This is a genomic window from Cohnella rhizosphaerae, from assembly GCF_029525575.1.
Taxonomy (GTDB): Bacteria; Bacillota; Bacilli; order Paenibacillales; family Paenibacillaceae; genus Cohnella; species Cohnella rhizosphaerae.
Window position 1 is genome coordinate 1,524,172 of record NZ_JAPDIA010000003.1, and the last position, 19,049, is coordinate 1,543,220.

14 protein-coding genes and 4 pseudogenes are annotated in these 19,049 nt (G+C 62.0%); 10 read left to right on the plus strand and 8 right to left on the minus strand.

Annotated elements, in window-relative coordinates:
* Positions 1-412: 412 nt before the first annotated feature.
* From OMP40_RS12585 to OMP40_RS12600, 4 genes and pseudogenes are all read right to left on the minus strand, one after another.
* Positions 413-2,035 (minus strand): M4 family metallopeptidase, encoded by a 1,623-nt coding sequence (locus OMP40_RS12585; protein WP_277531745.1) that lies wholly within the window; start codon positions 2,033-2,035, stop codon positions 413-415.
* A 209-nt stretch (positions 2,036-2,244) separates the two neighbouring features.
* Positions 2,245-2,874, minus strand: a pseudogene (locus tag OMP40_RS12590) (superoxide dismutase); the annotation flags it as partial.
* A gap of 608 nt (positions 2,875-3,482) precedes the next feature.
* The gene (locus OMP40_RS12595) at positions 3,483-3,722 is read right to left on the minus strand and encodes an alpha/beta hydrolase family protein (RefSeq protein ID WP_277531747.1); all 240 of its coding nucleotides are present in this window, start codon (positions 3,720-3,722) and stop codon (positions 3,483-3,485) included.
* Positions 3,697-4,524, minus strand: a complete 828-nt coding sequence (locus OMP40_RS12600) for an alpha/beta hydrolase (RefSeq protein ID WP_277531749.1) — start codon at positions 4,522-4,524, stop codon at positions 3,697-3,699. Before OMP40_RS12600 ends, OMP40_RS12595 begins: the two co-directional genes overlap by 26 nt.
* A 218-nt stretch (positions 4,525-4,742) precedes the next feature.
* Here OMP40_RS12600 and OMP40_RS12605 point away from each other — a divergent pair.
* A pseudogene (locus OMP40_RS12605) lies at positions 4,743-5,487 on the plus strand (IclR family transcriptional regulator).
* A gap of 206 nt (positions 5,488-5,693) precedes the next feature.
* On the opposite strand, the gene OMP40_RS12610 reads toward OMP40_RS12605, so the two are convergent.
* The 3 genes and pseudogenes from OMP40_RS12610 to acnA all read right to left on the minus strand — a co-directional run bounded on the left by OMP40_RS12610 (position 5,694) and on the right by acnA (position 9,703).
* Positions 5,694-6,242, minus strand: a complete 549-nt coding sequence (locus OMP40_RS12610) for a S16 family serine protease (RefSeq protein ID WP_277531751.1) — start codon at positions 6,240-6,242, stop codon at positions 5,694-5,696.
* Positions 6,243-6,360: 118 nt separating this feature from the next.
* A pseudogene (locus tag OMP40_RS41575) lies at positions 6,361-6,591 on the minus strand (hypothetical protein); the annotation flags it as partial.
* 397 nt (positions 6,592-6,988) lie between these two features.
* Positions 6,989-9,703 (minus strand): aconitate hydratase AcnA, encoded by a 2,715-nt coding sequence (gene acnA / locus OMP40_RS12620; protein WP_277533144.1) that lies wholly within the window; start codon positions 9,701-9,703, stop codon positions 6,989-6,991.
* Positions 9,704-10,771: 1,068 nt separating this feature from the next.
* Between acnA and OMP40_RS12625 the strand changes: the two genes are divergently transcribed.
* Both OMP40_RS12625 and OMP40_RS12630 read left to right on the plus strand, forming a co-directional pair.
* Positions 10,772-11,851, plus strand: a complete 1,080-nt coding sequence (locus OMP40_RS12625; protein WP_277531754.1) for an amidase domain-containing protein — start codon at positions 10,772-10,774, stop codon at positions 11,849-11,851.
* Positions 11,852-11,905: 54 nt separating this feature from the next.
* Positions 11,906-13,033: a D-alanine--D-alanine ligase gene (locus tag OMP40_RS12630; RefSeq protein ID WP_277531756.1), complete on the plus strand. Its 1,128-nt coding sequence runs from the start codon at positions 11,906-11,908 to the stop codon at positions 13,031-13,033.
* A gap of 161 nt (positions 13,034-13,194) precedes the next feature.
* Here OMP40_RS12630 and rpoD read toward each other — a convergent pair whose 3' ends face one another.
* A complete protein-coding gene (gene rpoD, locus OMP40_RS12635; protein WP_338131160.1) occupies positions 13,195-14,085 on the minus strand; it encodes an RNA polymerase sigma factor RpoD in 891 nt (296 codons plus the stop codon).
* Positions 14,086-14,443: 358 nt separating this feature from the next.
* On the opposite strand from rpoD, the gene OMP40_RS12640 reads away from it, so the two are divergent.
* The 7 genes and pseudogenes from OMP40_RS12640 to OMP40_RS12670 all read left to right on the plus strand — a co-directional run bounded on the left by OMP40_RS12640 (position 14,444) and on the right by OMP40_RS12670 (position 19,020).
* A complete protein-coding gene (locus OMP40_RS12640) occupies positions 14,444-14,764 on the plus strand; it encodes a hypothetical protein (RefSeq protein ID WP_277531758.1) in 321 nt (106 codons plus the stop codon).
* Between the two features lie 26 nt (positions 14,765-14,790).
* Complete coding sequence (locus OMP40_RS12645; protein ID WP_090108999.1) at positions 14,791-14,988, plus strand: DUF4177 domain-containing protein; 198 nt, start codon at positions 14,791-14,793, stop codon at positions 14,986-14,988.
* Positions 14,989-15,164: 176 nt separating this feature from the next.
* Positions 15,165-15,557: pseudogene (locus OMP40_RS12650) on the plus strand (sugar phosphate isomerase/epimerase family protein); the annotation flags it as partial.
* Positions 15,558-15,669: 112 nt separating this feature from the next.
* Positions 15,670-16,029: a sugar phosphate isomerase/epimerase family protein gene (locus tag OMP40_RS12655; RefSeq protein ID WP_277531760.1), complete on the plus strand. Its 360-nt coding sequence runs from the start codon at positions 15,670-15,672 to the stop codon at positions 16,027-16,029.
* Positions 16,026-17,072 (plus strand): Gfo/Idh/MocA family protein, encoded by a 1,047-nt coding sequence (locus OMP40_RS12660; protein WP_277531762.1) that lies wholly within the window; start codon positions 16,026-16,028, stop codon positions 17,070-17,072. The genes OMP40_RS12655 and OMP40_RS12660 overlap by 4 nt, the downstream gene beginning before the upstream one ends.
* Positions 17,069-17,851 carry a glucosamine-6-phosphate deaminase gene (locus OMP40_RS12665; protein ID WP_277531763.1) on the plus strand — a complete coding sequence of 261 codons (783 nt, stop codon included), beginning with the start codon at positions 17,069-17,071 and terminating at the stop codon, positions 17,849-17,851. Before OMP40_RS12660 ends, OMP40_RS12665 begins: the two co-directional genes overlap by 4 nt.
* The gene (locus OMP40_RS12670) at positions 17,848-19,020 is read left to right on the plus strand and encodes an N-acetylglucosamine-6-phosphate deacetylase (protein ID WP_277531766.1); all 1,173 of its coding nucleotides are present in this window, start codon (positions 17,848-17,850) and stop codon (positions 19,018-19,020) included. Before OMP40_RS12665 ends, OMP40_RS12670 begins: the two co-directional genes overlap by 4 nt.
* Positions 19,021-19,049 lie beyond the last annotated feature (29 nt).

Consider the following 19,049-nt stretch of genomic DNA (forward strand, 5'->3'; position numbering starts at 1 on the left):
CTGGTTTAAATAAAGCAAACGTTACCGGACACAGGAGGCGTAATTTCTTGAAAACCGGTCCGAATGGTGATCGTATCGGACTGGACGGACGTTATTCCTCCGAATCATGGCTAAAAAAAGACCGGAAGTCCCGCAATAGCGGCGCCTGGGTCCTCGAGCGGGCGGATAATCGCGATATGAACAAAAATAAAGGCTCCTCAGTCCGTCCGCGAAACGCGAATGCACAAACCTACAGGCCGCAGGGGCATTTTTTCAGTACTGCCGTTAACCCGCTTCGGAGGCGAACATGATGCACGGCGAGATGGCCGCATCCATGCGTAGAATTGGCAACAAAGGGCCTATCGAAAAGAAACCGGGATGATGCAGAATAGAGCATCTTCCCGGTTTCTTTTCGTCTATTATCTGCTTCCCGTCAGCTCGAGCGCTCGTCGATGCCGACTGCGCTCCATGCATCCTTTACCTTTAGCGTCACGGTCGCCTTCTGCTCGGCCGTCAGGCCGGACAAGCGGCCGGCGGCAGCGATATAGCCCTCTCGCGCCTCGTAGAAATCCGCCGTCGGCGAAATCAGGCGATCCCGCAGCAGAATGTAAGTGAGGCGTCCCAGCGTATCCCGACCGCCGATGCCGATATCCGCGTTATCGATCTTGAGCGCGGTGAGATAGGCGGCATGCGCCGGAATGCCGCTGTTGACGTGGACGCCTCCGTTGTCGTGCTGCGCATCGTTCGGCAGGTTGACGAAGTCGTCCATGTGCGCGGGCTGGCCGTATTTGCCGGGATCGGCGAGACTGCGGACCGCAGCGCCCGTATCCTCGCCGATCTCCCAGTCGTTCGCGTCCATGACGGCAGCCATAATGTCGGAGATGGCTTCGTTCAGCGCGCCGGCTTGGCCGCGGTATTCAAGTCCCAACGTATGTTGGGTGACTCCATGGGTCAGCTCGTGCGCAACCAGATCGTAGGCGCAGGAGGTGCAGTCGACGCCCCCTTTTTTCAGACCCGTACCGTCTCCATAATACATAGCCCACCCGGTCCAGAAGGCGTTATTCCGCGTTTGCGCGCTGCCGTTTACGTGGACGAACGAGAGGATGTCCATGTTTTTGTCGTCGATGCTGTTGCGTCCGTACTTGTTCTTGTAAAACAGATAGACCCGCTTGGCATTGACATGCGCGTCGACGGCGGCGGCATCGGCGTAAGTCTTGGAACCGGACGTCACGTAGTCGTACCCTTGGGGCAGGTCTTTGCGCGTCGACGGCTTGCGAAAATCGAAGGTACGGATCGCGGCCGGCCGCGTGGCGTCCAGCAACTGGTAGACCGTCTTGCCTGCGTCAACGCGAGACTTCACGTAAAACGATTGCAGCGTGCCGGCGCTTCCCTTGCCATAGCCGATCGGCGCGGTCTGCGCGGCTTGCGCAGCCGCGGCGCTCAGACGGTCGTAACGGTCGATCACCTCGCCCGTCGCCGCATCCACGTAGCCGACCCAGTCGCCCAGGACAGGCCGCGTGAAGCGGAGCTGCACCTCGTAGGCCAAGTATGTTCGGCCGTCAAACGGATATATCAGCAGCGAGGCTTCGGGCGAAGGGACGTCTCCGTCTTCGGGCGACGTGCCGATCGCGTCTCCTAAATCGCGCTGAAGGACGGACTTAAGCGATTCGATGGCGTCGTTCGGTTCGACGGCAGGCGTCAAAGTTAAGCCGGCAAGGTCAAGGTTCACATGCGAAGCATACATTTCCTCATAGCCGTTCGCCTTATCATTCGCTTCAAGACGCGTATAACTGCCGTAAATCGGGATGCCGCGATACTGCGCCTGCAGTTGAAGCGACGCGGGACCATCCGCTGAAACGGATCGGGATACCATACGATAACTCTTATAATCAATGGGCAAGGGCGCTTCCTGCTTAAGGACGGCCTGTTCGTCTCTCGGCTCGGCGGAGACGGCTTGTCCGGCGGCGGGAATAAGAATCGCTGCGGCGATGGCGACCAGCGTCGGGAAAATACGGGAGACCAGAGGCGCTCGGGATTCGCTGGGGCGTTGAAGCATAATAGGGGTTCCTCCTGATGTGGGCTTCCATGGCACGGGGGGCCACGCCTTTTGTTCTATTGGTTTAAATATACATCATATTAAGGTTCTGGGCATTAAATAAAACGCGAGAATCATGAACGCGGCCATACGGAGACGAAGACGGAAAAGCCCCGCAGGCAGACGCTTCGTCGGCTTGCGGGACCTGGTGACGTCCGCCTTCTATCGAATCAATAAGGCTGCCACTTCAGCTTGCGCGCCTCCTCGAACCGGGCGGCGGCGTAAGGCCAGTTCACGACGTTCCACCAATCCTTGACGTAGTCGGCGCGTTTGTTCTGATGCTTCAAATAATAGGCGTGCTCCCACACATCGAGCGGGAGAATCGGCGCGTTGTCCCATTGGGACAGGTTCTGGTGCTTCTCGGCGGTCAGAATCTCCAGGCGGTGCGCCCTCGGACTCCACACGAGAATCGCCCAGCCGCCGCCTTCGACTTTGCCAGCGGCTTCGGAGAACTGCCGCTTGAAGGCGTCGAAGCTGCCGAAGTCCTTCGCGATCTGATCCGCGAGCGGGCCTGACGGATTGCCGCCGCCGCCCGGCGTCATCGTATCCCAGAAGAGTGTATGCAAGTAATGCCCGGCTCCGTTGAATGCGAGTTCGCGTTCCCAGTGCTTGACGAGCCCGAAGTCGTTTTTGCGCCTCGCCTCCGCCAGCTTGAGCTCGGCTTTGTTCAGATCGTCGACGTACGTCTGATGATGCTTGTCGTGATGGATGCGCATCGTCGTCTCGTCGATGTAGGGCTCCAGCGCATTGTAGGCATAAGGCAGCGGCGGCAGCTTGTGGCCGCCGATCGGCACGGGCGCGGCGCCGGCGCTCGCCGCGGCGGATACAGGCGCCGCCGATTGAGACGCGGCTGTCCCGCCAGCGGTCCCGCCGCCAGGCGTTCCGGCCGACGCTTTTTTGGTTCCCGGCGCCCGTGCGGCGTCTGCGGGCTCCGGCCCGCCGTAGTCGCTGTTCTCGATGTCGTCGGATGAATCGGCGGGGGAGGCGGATGTCTTGGCCGAACCGGCGGACCGCTTCGCTGCCGCTCCCCATCAGCAGCAGATGCTTGCCGAATTCGCGGGTCTGGAGCATCGCCTCGGCGATCAGGCTCCGGACCCGCGCTTCTCTGGCGGGCGCTTCGACGTAGACGCCCTGCGCGTCGTCGGCCGCCTGCTCTTGCGCGGCGAATTGCGCGGCCGCGATCGTTTTGCCCAGCGCGTTTTCCCATTGGCGCAGCAGCCCGGCATAGGGCGGCTCCAGATTAGGTACCGCTTCAAGCAGCGATTGCGCATGCCGGTATTCGCGCCATTTACTGTCGATCAGTTGGGCAAGCACTTGGCCTGGCAGCATAGGACCAGCCTCCCTTCGTCCCCGATGATGGCTTCGTTCCATCGTATGCGGGGGGGAGCGCTGTCCCATGCCGGCAAGGTCAGGCGGACTCCAGCATGCCCATGTTGGAAACGCGGCTGGCCGCTAAGTCGGTATCGACGGTCTGCAGGAAGGCGGTCGTGCGCGCGACGTATTCCTCCGGATGCGTGCGGAATACCATCTCGTGGATCGCGTCCTTGACGAGCCAAAGGGAAGAGTCCGCGTTCGTCTGCGACTTGGCGATCCGTTCGGAAATCTCGTACGGGGCTTTGTCGTCACGCGTGCCGTGGATGAGCAGCAAGGGGGAAGCTGTAGGCCGTGGACTGAATCTCGTCGGACGGGATCTGATCGAGCCGAATGCCGGCCCATAGCGGCGTGAATAGGGAGAGCAGGTTCATCGTCATACGGGAAGGCAAAGCGCCGTAACGCTTCAAATTGTAGGCGATCGTATCTCCGTTCGTCACGAAGGTGCTGTCGAGGATCATGCCGTCGATCAAGGAAGTCTGCAAGGCGGCTTGAAGCGCTGTGCCGGCGCCCATGGAGAAGCCCCAGACGATCAGCTCGCGCGAGCCTCTCTCCCGCGCGTATTCCAACGCGCCGACGAGCTGCTTCGATTCGCCTATGCCGAAGGTCGCGGCCGACCTGGCATTCGGATCCGCATAGCCGTAGTCGAACATCAGCACGTTATAGTTCTGCTTATGCAGCATGTCGGCGATGTCGTACATCGGAACCCAGTACTCTTCGCGGTTGGCGCCGAAGCCATGGCTGAGCACGACGGTGCGGGCGCTGACGGCGGAAGCGGGGATCCACCAGCCGTCCGTCATCCGGCCGCCGTTCGCGGCGGGGAAGGAAACGTCGTCATAGGCGAGTCCTTTGGCGGACATCGGGTTTTCATTAAGCGCTGCGACGGGCGGGTGGGTGAAAATCCAGCTCATATAACCGTAAAGGCCGAAGACGATCAGCACGGCGGCGCATGCGAGCGAAGCGGTGCCGATCCCGAAAATACGGGCCAGGCGACGGGCGGCGGTGAGGCGCGGAGAATCTTCTTCGAGGTGAAGCGATCCGGCGTGAAGAGGCATAGGCGTCAGGACAGTCGTGCTCATGGGGATCGCCTCCTATTTCTATCAATCTAGCACTGAAAGCGCATTATTATCTGATAATTTAAATTTAGGGCTTACGGCCTAAAGCGTCAACGGACATTGTCGTTTTGTTAGGTACATGTAATCGAACTGTAATACTAGCTTTGGAGATTTACGTTGAGGCGGTAGTGAGTTATACTGGGTGTAACAAGGTTTCATGTAGTGAAACGGAGGTGATCCCGTTGGAAGAGGAAAAGAAAACCGTGCGCGCCGTCGAACGCGCCCTCGACATCCTGCTCGTGTTCACGACAGGAAGCGAATGGAGCCTGACGGAGCTGGCCGCGAAGTGCGGGCTGCACAAGAGCACCGTTCATCGGCTGCTCGCGACGCTCGAGGAGAAGGGCTTCGTCACGCGGGACGACGCGACGGACAAATATAGGCTCGGGCTGCGCGTCTTGGAGCTGTCCGCGCACTTCGCGCGATCGGACGATCCGACGGTCGTGCTTATCGGCGAGATGGAGAAGCTGCGGGATCAAATGGGGGAGACGGTCAGCCTGTATATTCGCGACCGGCTCGAACGCGTTCGGATCCAGGCGGTGCAGAGCAGACAGGCGATCCGAAGGGTCGCGCAGGTGGGCATCCGGCTGCCGCTGTCCGTGGGCGCCTCCAGCAAGGTGCTGCTGGCGTTCGAGGACGGCCATACGCGCGACGCGCTGCTAAGCGATCCTGCGTGGCCTGCGGGGCTGCGGGGGGCCGTCCTACGCGAAGCAGCTGGACGAGGTCGTGGCAGCCGGCTACGCGACCAGCTTCGAGGAGCGGGAGCCGGGCGCCGCGGCCGTAGCGGCGCCGATCTTCAGCCGCTCGGGCAAGCTGGTCGCCGCGCTCGCCGTCTCCGGCCCGTCCAACAGGCTGACGCCGGACGTCATGGAAGAGCGCGCCTCGGCGATCATCGGCGCCGCTACGCGCATGGGCGCGCTGCTCGATTAGGGGCATGCTCGATTTCCGCTAACTTAGTCCCGCATCAACGGTATGCGGACAGAGGAGGCGTGAATAACAATCCAGTTCATAGCGGATTCTGTGTCCGTAAGCGAGTCATAAACGCGATCTGAGCACAACAGCGGATCTCCTGTCCATACGCAGGCAAAAGAGCCTTGATTGCCGCTTAAACCGGCAATCAAGGCTCTTTTTTAACTTCAGGATGCTTTGGCGCTAGGCGACGGGCTCGCCGCGCTCACGTCCTTTTTCGGCTCCAGGCTGTTCAGAAAATCGAGCGCGTCCTGCAAAGACGCGACCGGCACGAGCTTCGGCTTCAGCTTCAGGTCGGCGACCGTCTGCTGCGCGAGGCTCCAATTGCCGAAGCCGTTCAGAACGGCGTTGATCGCGTCCTTCGGCGCGATTTTTTCGTTGTCCTGCCAATGGTCGGCGGCGACGCGCGTGTAAGGGACGAGGAAGTAGTCCGCCTTTTCCCGGTCGGCCGCCATTAGCTTGTACTGGATGCCGCCGATGAGTCCGACGCTGCCGTCCGCCGCGATCGTCCCCGTGCCTGCGATCCGGTAGCCCTTGGTCAGATCCTTGCCCTGCAGCTGGGAGATGATCTCCAGCGTCATCATGAGACCGGCGGACGGGCCGCCCGTATCCTCGAAGTCGAACTTGACCTTGTCCGGCGGCGTCACCTTGAGCACGGTCTGATTGGTGAAGCCGACGCCCGGCTTGCCCGTGCCCGGCATCTCGATGAGCGGCACGCTCGCGGCAAATGCCTTTCCGCCGCGCGTGCCCGTCAGCTTGACCGTATCGCCTGCTTTTTTTGGAAGAAAGATACTTGCTGAGCGCCTCCGCGTTGTTCGCTTTGACGCCGTCCACCGAGGTGATGATATCCCCTTCCTGCAGACCGTGCTCCCGCGCCTTCGTCTCCTTGATGAACGAATTGACGATGATACCCTGTTCCTTCACGTCGATCTTCTTGTTCATCGCCGTATAGGCCGCGAGCAGCGCATTGGCCTCCGAGCTGTCTCTCATCCAGGCCATCAGATTGCGATAGGCGCCGAGGTTGACCGTGCCGCCCGTCGCCTTGGCCTGCGTCTGGATATCCATCTTGGGATTCAGCCAGGCATATATGATGGAGAATACGTTCGGTTTGGAGTAGGACGATACGGTCGTGAAGAGCAGCGCGCCCTTCTGATCGACCTTGTGGTCCGTCTCGACGCGAGGGTGCACGGGCTCTGCCGAGCCCGGACCGTACAAAACATACGGCAGGGACCAGTTGCTGGCGACGATGACGACGACGATGAGCGCCGCGATGATGATCGCCGATCTATAGCGCCGGATAAAGCCTTTATTCTCGGTTGGCAATGCGATCGTCACCTCCGTCCCTCATTATAGCGTATCCCGATCCCGTTTCCCAAACAAAAGGGAGACCGGAGGCGCGGCTGCGACATGAAAAAGCCGTATCGCCGGGAGCGGCCCCGGGATACGGCTGGGCGTGAACGAATTATTGATTCGCGATCATCTGGCGCAGAACGGTCTGCAGGATGCCGCTGTTGCGGTAGTAGTCGACGTCGACCATCGAGTCGAGGCGGACGATCGCAGGGAAGGAGAAGGTCGTGCCGTCTTCGCGCGTCGCGGTAACGGTGACCGTCTGGCCCGGCTGAACGTCGTTCGAGAGCCCTTCGATGTCGAACTTCTCGTGGCCGCTGATGCCGAGCGTCTTCCAGCCGTTGCCCGGTTGGAACTGCAGCGGCAGCACGCCCATGCCAACAAGGTTGGAACGGTGAATACGCTCGAAGCTCTCGGCGATGACCGCTTTGACGCCCAGCAGGAACGTGCCCTTGGCCGCCCAGTCGCGCGAGGAGCCCGTGCCGTATTCCTTGCCGGCGATGACGACGAGGTTCGTCTTGTTCTTCTGGTACTTCATCGACGCGTCGTAGATCGACATCACTTCGCCAGTCGGCAGGTACGTCGTCACGCCGCCTTCGGTGCCCGGAGCGACCTGGTTGCGGATACGGATGTTGGCGAACGTGCCGCGCATCATGACCTCGTGGTTGCCGCGGCGGGAGCCGTACGAGTTGAAGTCCTTCTTGTCGACGCCGTGCTTGATCAGGTACTCGCCGGCAGGGCTGTCGACCTTAATGTTGCCTGCAGGAGAGATATGGTCCGTCGTGACCGAATCGCCGAGCAGGGCCAGCACGTTGGCGCGCTTGATGTCGCCGATGTCGCCCGGTTGATCGCCCAGGTCGGTGAAGAACGGCGGGTTCGCGATGTAGGTCGACTTGTCGTCCCACTCGTACAGTTCGCCTTCCGGTACCGGGATCTTGTTCCACTGCTCGTTTTGCGTAAAGACGTTCTCGAACTTCTTGCGGAACATCTCCGGATCGAGCGAAGCCGCGACGGCTTGCTGGATCTCTTCGTTGGTCGGCCAGATATCCTTCAGGTAGACGGGCACGTTGTTCGGGTCGTAGCCGATCGGATCGTTCGCAAGGTCGATGTTGACCGTACCGGCCAGTGCGTAAGCGATAACGAGCGGCGGCGAAGCGAGATAGTTCGCCTTGACCTGCGCATGCACGCGGCCTTCGAAGTTCCGGTTGCCCGAGAGGACCGCGGCGACGGTCATGTCGTTGTCCGCGATCGCTTGGCTGACTTCGTCAGGCAGCGGGCCGGAGTTGCCGATACAAGTCGCGCAGCCGTAGCCGGCGACGTAGAAGCCGAGCTTCTCCAGGTAAGGAAGCACGCCGGCCTTCACCAGGTAGTCGGTAACGACGAGCGAACCCGGGGTCAGCGAGCTCTTGACGTAAGCAGGCTTCGTCAGGCCGCGCTCGACTGCCTTCTTCGCGACGAGACCGGCGCCGATCATGACGCTCGGATTCGACGTGTTCGTGCAGCTCGTGATGGCCGCGATGACGACGGCGCCCGTCGTAAGCGTGCTCGACTGGCCGTTGCGGTGCTTAACCGGCGCGGTCTGCGCGATCTTCTCGTCGGAAAGGCCGTAGCCGCCCTTGTCGATCGGCGTGCGGATGATGCTGTTGAACTCTTCCTTCATCGCCGTCAGCTCGACGCGGTCTTGCGGACGCTTCGGACCTGCAAGGCTCGGCACGATGGTGGAAAGGTCAAGCTCGATGACGTCGGTGAACGTCGGATCCGGCGTGTCGTCGGTGCGGAACATGCCTTGCGCTTTGTAGTAGGCTTCGACGAGCTCGATTTGCTTTTCGTCGCGGCCGGTGAGACGCAGGTAGTTCAGCGTCTCGTTGTCGACCGGGAAGATGCCGATCGTCGCGCCGTATTCAGGCGCCATGTTGGCGACCGTAGCGCGGTCGGCCAGGCTGATGTTGGAGAGGCCCGGGCCGAAGAATTCGACGAACTTGCCGACGACGCCCTTCTTGCGGAGAATCTGGGTGACGGTCAGCGCGAGGTCGGTCGCCGTAGCGCCTTCGGCCAGGCTGCCGGTCAGACGGAAGCCGATGACTTCGGGCATGACGAAGTACAGCGGCTGGCCGAGCATGCCGGCTTCGGCTTCGATGCCGCCGACGCCCCAGCCTACGACGCCAAGGCCGTTAATCATCGTCGTGTGGGAGTCCGTTCCGACGAGCGAGTCTGGATACACTTCGGTGACGCCGTTCTTGGTCTTGGTGGCGGCGACGGATGCCAGGTACTCGAGGTTAACCTGGTGAACGATACCGGTTGCCGGAGGAACGGCTCTAAAGTTATCGAACGCGGTTTGCGCCCAACGCAGGAAACGATAGCGTTCTTCGTTGCGCTCGAATTCGAGGTCCATGTTGGTCTGCAGCGCGTCCGCGGTGCCGAATGCGTCGACCATGACGGAGTGGTCGATGACCAGGTCGACGGGAACGAGCGGGTTGATCCGCTTCGGATCGCCGCCGGCTTGCTTCACGGTCTCGCGCATCGCGGCGAGGTCGACGACGACCGGTACGCCGGTGAAGTCTTGCAGCACGATGCGGGCGGGGATGAATGGAACTTCCTTATCTTCGCGGCCGTTCGCCCAGTTGGCGATTTGCTTGACGTGCTCCAGCGTGATGGCGCGTCCGTCGAATTGACGGATGGCGGCTTCAAGCAGGACTTTCATCGAGAAAGGCAGCTTGGACACGGCGCCCAGGCCTTGCTCTTCCAGACCTTGCAGGTTGTAGTAGCGGTACGTATTGCCCGCTGCCTGCAGATCGGCCTGTACGTTGTACGGAAGGGTAGACAAAATAATCGGCCTCCTAGATAAGATTGCACGGATTTCATAAAAATAGAGCGAAGCGAGGATGAGAAAAGTTCTCGTTTACGTTTCATTCTGTGAAACCCGATTTCAAAAATTAAACCTTCCTCATTATTATAGCGTTATCCCGGCGCACAGTAAAGAGAGATTGTGTCCAGTTTGTTGCCAATGAGGGGGGAAACGGCCGATATTGCATGAGGTTTAGCATGCCGCAAACGTAAAGGATCATCCGCCGGGAGGCGTGAAACGAGGAGGTGCGCCGCGGGAGGGAATGCAGCGAGGGGAAATGCAGTGGGGGGGAGTGCCCGGCATCAATGCCGTCGAAGGGGTGGGAGGGAGGGAGGAGCCGGACGCGGTCGGAAGTGCAGAAGTGCTTTCCCAGGGCAGCACATGACGCTCGGACGTGGTCGGAAGTGCAGAAGTGCTTTCTCAGGGCAGCACATGGCGCCGGACGCGGTCGGAAGTGCAGAAGTGCTTTCCCAGGGCAGCACATGGCGCCGGACGCGGCCGGAGGGCAGAAGTGCTTTCCCAGGGCAGCACATGGCGCTCGGACGCGGCCGGAGGGCATAAGTGGTTTCCCAGGGCAGCACATGGCGCCGGACGCGGCTGGAAGTGCAGAAGTGCTTTCCCAGGGCAGCACATGGCGCCGGACGCGGTCGGAGGGGCAGAAGTGCTTTCCCAGGGCAGCACATGGCGCTCGGACGCGGCCGGAGGGGCAGAAGTGCTTTCCCAGGGCAGCACATGGCGCCGGACGTGGTCGGAGGGGCAGAAGTGCTTCCCCAGGGCAGCACATGGCGCCGGACGTGGTCGGAGGGGCAGAAGTGCTTCCCCAGGGCAGCACATGGCGCCGGACGTGGTCGTAGGGGCAGAAGTGCTTCCCCAGGGCAGCATATGGCGCCGGACGCGGTCGGAATTGCAGAAGTGCTTTCCCAGGGCAGCACATGGCGCTCGGACGCGGCCGGAAGTGCAGAAGTGCCAACCGAATCATTAGCTGGCATGCATCAACCGCCGCGAGCATACATTTGAACGGATGCAAGCTGTGCCGAACGGGAGGGGAGTCCGGTGCCGGAATTGGACGAACGGATAAAGAAGGCGCTGGTCGAATACGTGAACGCGGTTAACGAAGCGGACCTGAACCGCTCGCCCGACGCGCTGGGGCGGATCGGCGACGAGGCGCACCGCCGGCAGTTGGAACGACGGGTACGCGCGCTTCGGCGGCGCGACGCGTTTTCGGGTGCGAAGCCGAGACGTGGCGAGATTCGTGCCCGCGTACTGCGGTGGAACGCAGGCCAAAAGGAAGCGTTCGCGGATTTGCAGTTGACGATCGCCAGAGTCTGCGGCGCCGGCGAAGCGGCGTATGCCGAAGAACGGATCGAGCGCGAACGGATCCGGCTCGTCCCCTTCGGCGGCGAGTGGCGTTTGGACCGCGCGGAGCCGCTGGGCGACGAGCGCTCCTCCGCAGCGCTGCTAGGGTCCGGTGCGGAAGGAGCCTTGGGCGCCCCCGGCGAATGGCCGGTAGCGCCTTCCGTTCCGTTTATGCCGGCCCGCGACGGATATGCCGCCTGGCAGGTAATCCAGAGCGGCGTTCAGGCTGCGCCTTGGGCGAATCCTTATGGAGGAGCGCCCGTCGGAAGAGGGCCTTACGATCGGGAAGCCGTCGTCGCTTACGCCGAGGCCTGGTGGGATAAAGCCAATCCGGCGTACGAGCTTTTCGAGGTGAACTGCACCAACTACGTCTCCCAGTGTCTCTTTGCAGGGGGGGCGCCCATGAACTATACTGGGAAAAGAGAATCGGGCTGGTGGTATCACGGTCTGTCGGGCGGGCAAGAGCGCTGGAGCTACAGTTGGGCGGTCGCGAACAGCCTGCAGCATTTTTTGAGCCAACCGCGGCAGGCCGGGCTGCGGGCGGTGCGCATGGAGCGTCCCGAGCAGTTGTCGCCGGGCGACGTCATTTGCTACGATTGGGACGGCAACGGCCAATTCAGGCACAATACGATCGTGACGGCGACCGCTCCGGACGGCATGCCGCTGGTCAATGCCAATACCGTGCCCAGCAGGCACCGATACTGGGATTATCGCGATTCCTACGCCTGGACGGAGAATACCCGGTATCGTTTTTATCGTATCGAGTCGATTTTCTAAGATCCTAAGGGCGAATATACGAGGCAGTCGAACAAGGCGGAGGTCAAGCTGACAATGGGAACTGGACAGAAGATTCGCGTCGGGCTCGTCTACGGCGGCCGCTCGGGCGAACATGAAGTATCGCTCCAGACCGCACTGGCGGTGCTGAAGGCATTCGATTACGACAAATACGAACTTATTCCTTATTATATAACGAAAGAAGGCAGGTGGCGCGCGGGTTCGCTGCTTGCGGCGCCGCCCGCGGCCGTCGCGGAGCTGCAATTCGAGCCGGCCGGCGAAGCGGGAACGACCGGATCGTCGCTCATTCCCCTCATGCAGGGCATGTCCGAGACTGCGGTATCGGAAGCCGGCGTTCGCGAGGGACTAAGCTCGGTGGACGTCGTGTTCCCGCTGCTCCACGGCACCTTCGGCGAGGACGGAACGATTCAAGGCTTGTTCGAGATGGCGAACCTGCCTTACGTCGGTGCTGGCGTGCTCGCCTCTTCGGTCGGCATGGACAAAGCGGCGATGAAAACGATGTTCGCGGCTGCCGGCTTGCCGCAGGTGGGGTATCGGTCGTTTACGCGGTTTCACTGGAACAAGGAACGGGAAGCGCTTCTTGACGGCATCGAGCAGGGGATCGGCTATCCGAGCTTCGTAAAGCCCGCCAATCTCGGCTCCAGCGTCGGCGTCTCCAAGGCGCGCGATCGCGAGGAGCTCGCGGCTGCCGTCGAGGAAGCATTGCGGTACGACCGCAAGGTGATCGTAGAGGAATTCGTCGACGCGCGCGAGATCGAGGTCGCCGTCCTAGGCAACGACGAGCCGCGCGCATCGGTCGTCGGCGAGATCGTCAGCTCGAACGAATTCTACGATTATAAAGCCAAGTATATCGACGGCAAATCCGCGATGATCATTCCGGCGGAGATTCCCGAGGAGACGGCGCTGGCCGTTCGCGAGATGGCGGTGCGGGCATTTCTGGCGATAGACGGCTCGGGGCTCTGCCGCGCGGACTTTTTCCTGCGCAAGAGCGACGGCGCGCTGCTGATCAACGAAGTCAACACGATGCCGGGCTTCACGCCGTTCAGCATGTATCCGCTGCTCTGGCAGGAGACGGGCGTCTCCTACCGGGAACTGCTTGATACGTTGATCGAGCTCGCACTCGCCCGGCACGCCGAGAAGCAACTGATCGATTACGGCGGTTGAGCGGAGATGGATGGATGACCGACAGGTCATCTGGGCGAGTTAGCGGGAAAAACCGTGCAACTGCGCGAGTGGGAATGCGATCGGAGCGAGTTAACCGGGGAGACCCTGCAACGAAAAAATCACCGCCGTCAGCGCTGACGGCGGTGATTTTTTTCTAAATCTCAATCCAGGAAATCCTTCAGCCGGCGGCTGCGGCTCGGATGGCGCAGCTTGCGCAGCGCCTTAGCTTCGATCTGCCGGATGCGCTCGCGGGTGACGCCGAACGCCTTGCCCACTTCCTCGAGCGTCCGCGTATGGCCGTCGTCGAGACCGAACCGCAGGCGCAGCACGCTCTCCTCGCGTTCGGTAAGCGTATCGAGTACGTCCTCGAGCTGCTCGCGCATCAGCTCGAACGCCGCCGCGTCGGCAGGCTCCGGCGCGTCCTGGTCTTCGATGAACTCGCCCAGCCGGGAGTCGTTCTCTTCGCCGATCGGCATCTCGAGCGACACGGGCTCCTGCGAGATCTTCATGATCTCGCGGACCTTGTCGATCGTGATGTCCATCGCCTTGGCGATCTCCTCGGGCGTCGGCTCGCGGCCGAGCTCCTGCAGAAGCTGTCTGGAGATGCGGACGAGCTTGTTGATCGTCTCCACCATGTGAACCGGGATCCGGATCGTACGCGCATGGTCCGCGATGCTGCGGGTGATCGCCTGACGGATCCACCAGGTGGCGTACGTGCTGAATCGGAAGCCCTTGCGGTGATCGAATTTCTCGACAGCTTTGATCAAGCCCATGTTGCCCTCTTGAATCAAGTCCAGAAACAGCATGCCGCGTCCGACATACCGTCTTGCTATGCTGACGACCAGCCGAAGATTGGCTTCGGCCAGACGCTGCTTGGCTGCTTCGTCGCCTTCCTCGATCCGATGAGCGAGCGCGATCTCTTCGTCGGCCGTCAGCAGAGGCACGCGGCCGATCTCCTTCAGATACATGCGGACCGGATCGTCCATTCGAATGCCCGCAGGCACCTTCAGGTCGTCGTCCATGAAGTCGACTACGGGAGAATCGGTATCCATCGTCAAAGCGCATCCCTCCATCCGGTAAAAGTGCTGGGGCGGAACGGTGTAGAATAACGGGAATTGACATCCGATGAAGTATGTGCTATCCTGAAGTAGGAAGTTTATGCTTTGGATGTCTGATAAGTACCATTTCTCATTATATCACGAGCTAGGCATTTCTACAACATCAATTTCGAATTATTTTGGACCGGACCTTGCGCTTCGTTTTCGGACGAGCCGGGTGCCGGTCCTTTTTTGGTTGCGAACGAACGGGTTGAATCGAAAGGTTTAGATCGAATCGAACGACGCTTTGCTTCCTTTGCGGGCGGTCTACGGTTTATAATAGCAGCACAAGTCTAAGGTCGGAGGGATGCAAATGGGATTCCAGACGGAATTTAATTCGGTATGCAAATTCAAGTCCGAACAGGAGCTCTACGAGCTGCTTGAGTACGGGCGGGGCAAAATGGTCAAGAAGCAGTTCCGCGTATTTCCTACGGGCCAAAAAGTCATCGCGTACGCGCCGGACAACAAAGCGGTCGCCATCGTCCGCATCATCGCTTCGATCGCCGAGATCAACTTCCAAGGGGAAGAAGTGACGCAGGTCGAGATGGAATTGATCCGCAAGCTCACGGACGAAGAATCGCGCATCCAGACGGCGCTTGCGCACGAGATGTTTTTCGGGGACCAGCAGGTTTAGACATTCGTCAGGGGGAGGCGTTCGCCATGGGGACGAAGTGGGAATATTGCACGTTGAAGTACAAGACCGGCGGCTGGCTGGGCGGCAAGGTCGACGAGCAGGAGTTCCAGGACGAGCTGAACCGCTACGGATATGAAGGCTGGGAGCTGGTGTCCTGCTTCGATACGAGTCAGGGCCAGGGCGCCTCCCGCGACATCATCGTTGTTTTCAAACGCCAGCTATGACAGAAACGCGAGAGCGGACGATCCGCTCGTCTACATAGTCTCAGCCCTCGGTCTAACGGCCGGGGGGCTTTTTGCGTCCTTAAAAAATGTAAAAATCCTTCGCAAAATACGTCAACTTCTTTCGGGGCGATGTTGCTATAGTAGAGAAAGAAAGCGTTGCGAAAGGAGCCATGCGCATGTTCTTAGGCAGATTGGGCGTACTGACGGACGAGGTGTCCGACCGATACGAGGAAGCGCTGGACTGGGCGGCGGAGCAGGGGTTGGCGCACGTGGAGGTGCGCGTCGTCGACGGGCAAAATGCGGCGAGCCTGAGCGACGCGCAGGCAAGGGAAGTCCGCCGGCAGGCGGAGGCGAGGGGACTGTACATATCCGCCATCGCCTCGCCGGTGTTCAAGTGCGCGTTGGATCCCGCGAGGCCGGTCGCGTCCGGAGATACGTTCGGCGCGCCCGAGGAGAGCGTCGAGGCGCACTTCGACAAGCTGTCGCGGGTCATCGCGCTCGCGGACCTGATGGGCACGAAGCGGATCCGGATCTTCTCCTTCTGGCGCGAGCGGGAGCCGGAGCGCTATGCGGAGGAGATCGCGGGGCACCTTCGGCGCGCGGCGGATATCGCGAGCCAGGCGGGCGTGACGCTTGCTGCTCGAAAACGAGGCCTCGTGCAACGGCGGCTCGGCGCGCGAGGTGGCGGAGCTTGTCCGCGAAGTCGACTCGCCGGCGCTGCGCGCGCTGTGGGATCCGGGCAACGAGGCGCATGCGGGCAAGGAAGCGTACCCGTTGGGCTACGAAACGATCAAGCCGTATGCGGCTCACGTGCATCTGAAGGACGCTTGCGCAGGTCCGGACGGCAAGGCGCGCTGCGTGCCGCTCGGCTCCGGTGACGTGCCGGTCATCGCGCAGCTGAGGGCGCTCGCGGCGGACGGCTACGAAGGGCTTTTTTACGATCGAGACGCACTACGTGCCGGCAGACGGGAGCCGAATGACGGGGACCCGCATGACGCTCGACGCGCTGCGCGCGCTCGCGAAAGAGGTGTAGGCGGATGACGCAATGGAGGTTCGGCATTATCGGGTGCGGAGATATCGCGGAGAGGCATGTCGAGGCGATCGGACAGATCGAGGACGCGAAGCTGATCGCCGTATCCAGCCGGACGGAGAGCCGGGCGCGAGCGATCGCGGAGCGGGAGGGCTGCGAATGGTACGCCGATTACCGGGAGCTGCTCGGTCGCGGCGATATCGATATCGTCTGCGTGACCACCTCGAGCGGCAGCCATGCGGCCATCGGGCTCGACGCGCTGAACGCAGGCAAGCATCTCATTGTAGAAAAGCCGATGGCGATGAGTGCGCGTGACGCCCGGCGAATGGTCGACGCGGCCCGCGAGCGTGGCCTTGTCCTCTCGTCGATCGCCCAGCGCAGATTCGAGGCCAACAATCAGCTGATCAAGCGGGTGCTGGACGCAGGCGGGCTGGGCAGACTGCTGCTGGCGGAGATGACGCTGCCGTTCTATCGGACCCAGGCCTACTATGACAGCGCCGAATGGCGGGGCACGATCGCCGAGGACGGAGGCGCGCTCATGAACCAGGGCATTCACGGTCTGGACCTGCTGCTCTGGTTCGCGGGAGACGCGCGCACCGTGTTCGGCAAGACGGCCACGCTCACGCACCGCATGGAGGCCGAGGACCTGGGGCTGGCGATCCTGCAATTCGAGAGCGGCGCATACGGCACGGTGATGGCTTCGACGAGCGTCCAGCCGGGCTATCCTGCTACGGTCTCGCTGTACGGCGAGACCGGGACGATCAAGCTCGAGGGCAGCTCGATCGTGCGGTGGGCCGTGCCCGGCTGGGAGCAGCCGAACTGGGCGCAGGAGCAGACGTACGGCGGCGTCACCGATCCGAAGAGCATCGTCACGGAGTTTCACCAGAGCCAGTTCCTCGACGTGATCGCAGCCATCGAGACGGGTACCGAGCCGCTCAGCTCGGGCGAGGACGGCTGGCGGGCGGTCAGGCTGGTCGAATCGATCTATGAGAGCGCGAACCGCCGGACGGAGATCGCGATCGGGGAAGATCAAGCGAAGGAGCGAGTCGAATGACGAATCTGCAGCAGCCGGTCAAGGAAACGAGGGCGGACGGTCTGAAGGTCCGGGTGTACCGGACCCGCGGCGAAATGGGCGCGGCGGCAGGCGCCGACGTCGCGTCGAAAATAAAGGAGCTGCTTCGCGCCAAGCCGGGCATCCGGATGATCTTCGCGGCCGCGCCGTCGCAGAACGAGATGCTGGACGCGCTTGCGTCCGATCCGGATATCGACTGGTCGCGCATTGCCGCTTTTCATATGGACGAATATTTGGGACTGCCTGCGGGCGCTCCCCAAGCGTTTGCGCGCTACCTGCAGGGCAGGCTGTTCGACAGGGTTAAACCGGGCACGGTGCATCTGATCGACAGCGCGAACGGCAGCGAGGCCGAATGCAGCCGGTATGCGGCGCTGCTTGCGGAAGCGCCGATCGATATCGTCTGCCTCGGCATCGGCGAGAACGGACATATCGCCTTTAACGATCCGCCGGTCGCCGACTTCGACGATCCGCTGCTCGTCAAGCCGGTCGAGCTCGACGAGGCGTGCAGACGACAGCAGGTCAACGACGGCTGCTTCCCCGAGATGGGCGCGGTGCCGACGCATGCGCTGACGCTGACGGTGCCCGCCCTTCTCTCCGGCGCGCATCTGTACTGCGTCGTGCCGGGGCCGACCAAGCGGGAGGCGGTAGCGCGCACGCTCAGCGAGCCGGTCGCGACGGCTTGTCCGTCCACCATTTTGAGAAACCATCCGGACTGCGCCTTGTACGTCGACCTCGATTCGTACGGGGCGGTGGAAAGATGATCCTCAAGGCGCTCCACTATCGCACGGGCGAGCCCGTGGAGATCGAAGTCGAGGCCGGAAGAATCGCGCGAATCGCGTCCGCGGAGGCAGATCGGGCCGAGCGGGACGCGCTGCCGTATGCGGCGCCGGGACTGGTCGATCTGCAGATCAACGGCTTCGCCGGACACGACTTCAACCGGTCGCCGATCCCGCCCGAGCTGCCCGGGACGGTGGCGCGCGAGCTGCGGCGGGAGGGCGTGACCGCCTTCTATCCGACCGTCATCACGAACGCGCCGGCGGCGATCGCTTCCCAGGTCGCGGCCATTGCCGAAGCATGCGAGCAGGATACGGATGCGGCCGCTTGCATCGCGGGCATCCATCTGGAGGGTCCGTTTATCTCGCCCGAGGACGGCGCGCGCGGCGCGCATGCGCTTGAATTCGTCCGGGCGCCGGATTGGGAGCTGTTCTGCAGATGGCAGGAGGCGGCGGGCGGCCGCATCGCCATCCTGACGCTGTCGCCCGAGTGGGAGGGGAGCGGCGCGTTCATACGACGCCTCACGGACAGCGGCGTCACGGTCTCCATCGGTCATACGGCGGCCACCGCCGAGCAGATCGAGGAAGCGGTCGCATCCGGCGCGCGCATGTCGACGCACTTCGGCAACGGCGCCCATCTTACGCTGCCTCGTCATCCGAACTACCTGTGGGAGCAGCTGGCCCAGGACGAACTTTACAGCTGCCTGATCGCGGACGGCTTTCATCTGCCCGACCAGGTACTGAAGGTCGTCCTCAAGGCGAAGGGCGAGAAGGCGATGCTGGTCAGCGACGCCGTATATCTGAGCGGCATGCCGCCGGGCGAATACACGACGCATATCGGCGGCCGCGTCGTCCTGACGCCGCAAGGGCGGCTGCATCTGGCGGAGCAGGAGCGGATGCTGGCCGGATCGGCGCAGATGCTCCTCTGGGGCATCGAGCAAATGACGGCGCGCGGCATCGCGAGCCTGGCGGATGCCTGGGACATGGCGTCGGTCAGGCCGGCGGGGTTCATGCGGCTGCCGGCGGCTGCGGGCTTGTCCGCGGGCGCTCCGGCGGATATCGCGCTGTTCAGGCGCGGCGACGGCAAGCTCCGGATCGAACAATTGTGCAAGGCCGGGAAGGTCGTTTACCGGGACGAAGCCGGCGCGGGCGAATGATGAGCGTTTCGCGGGCGAACGATGCGCGT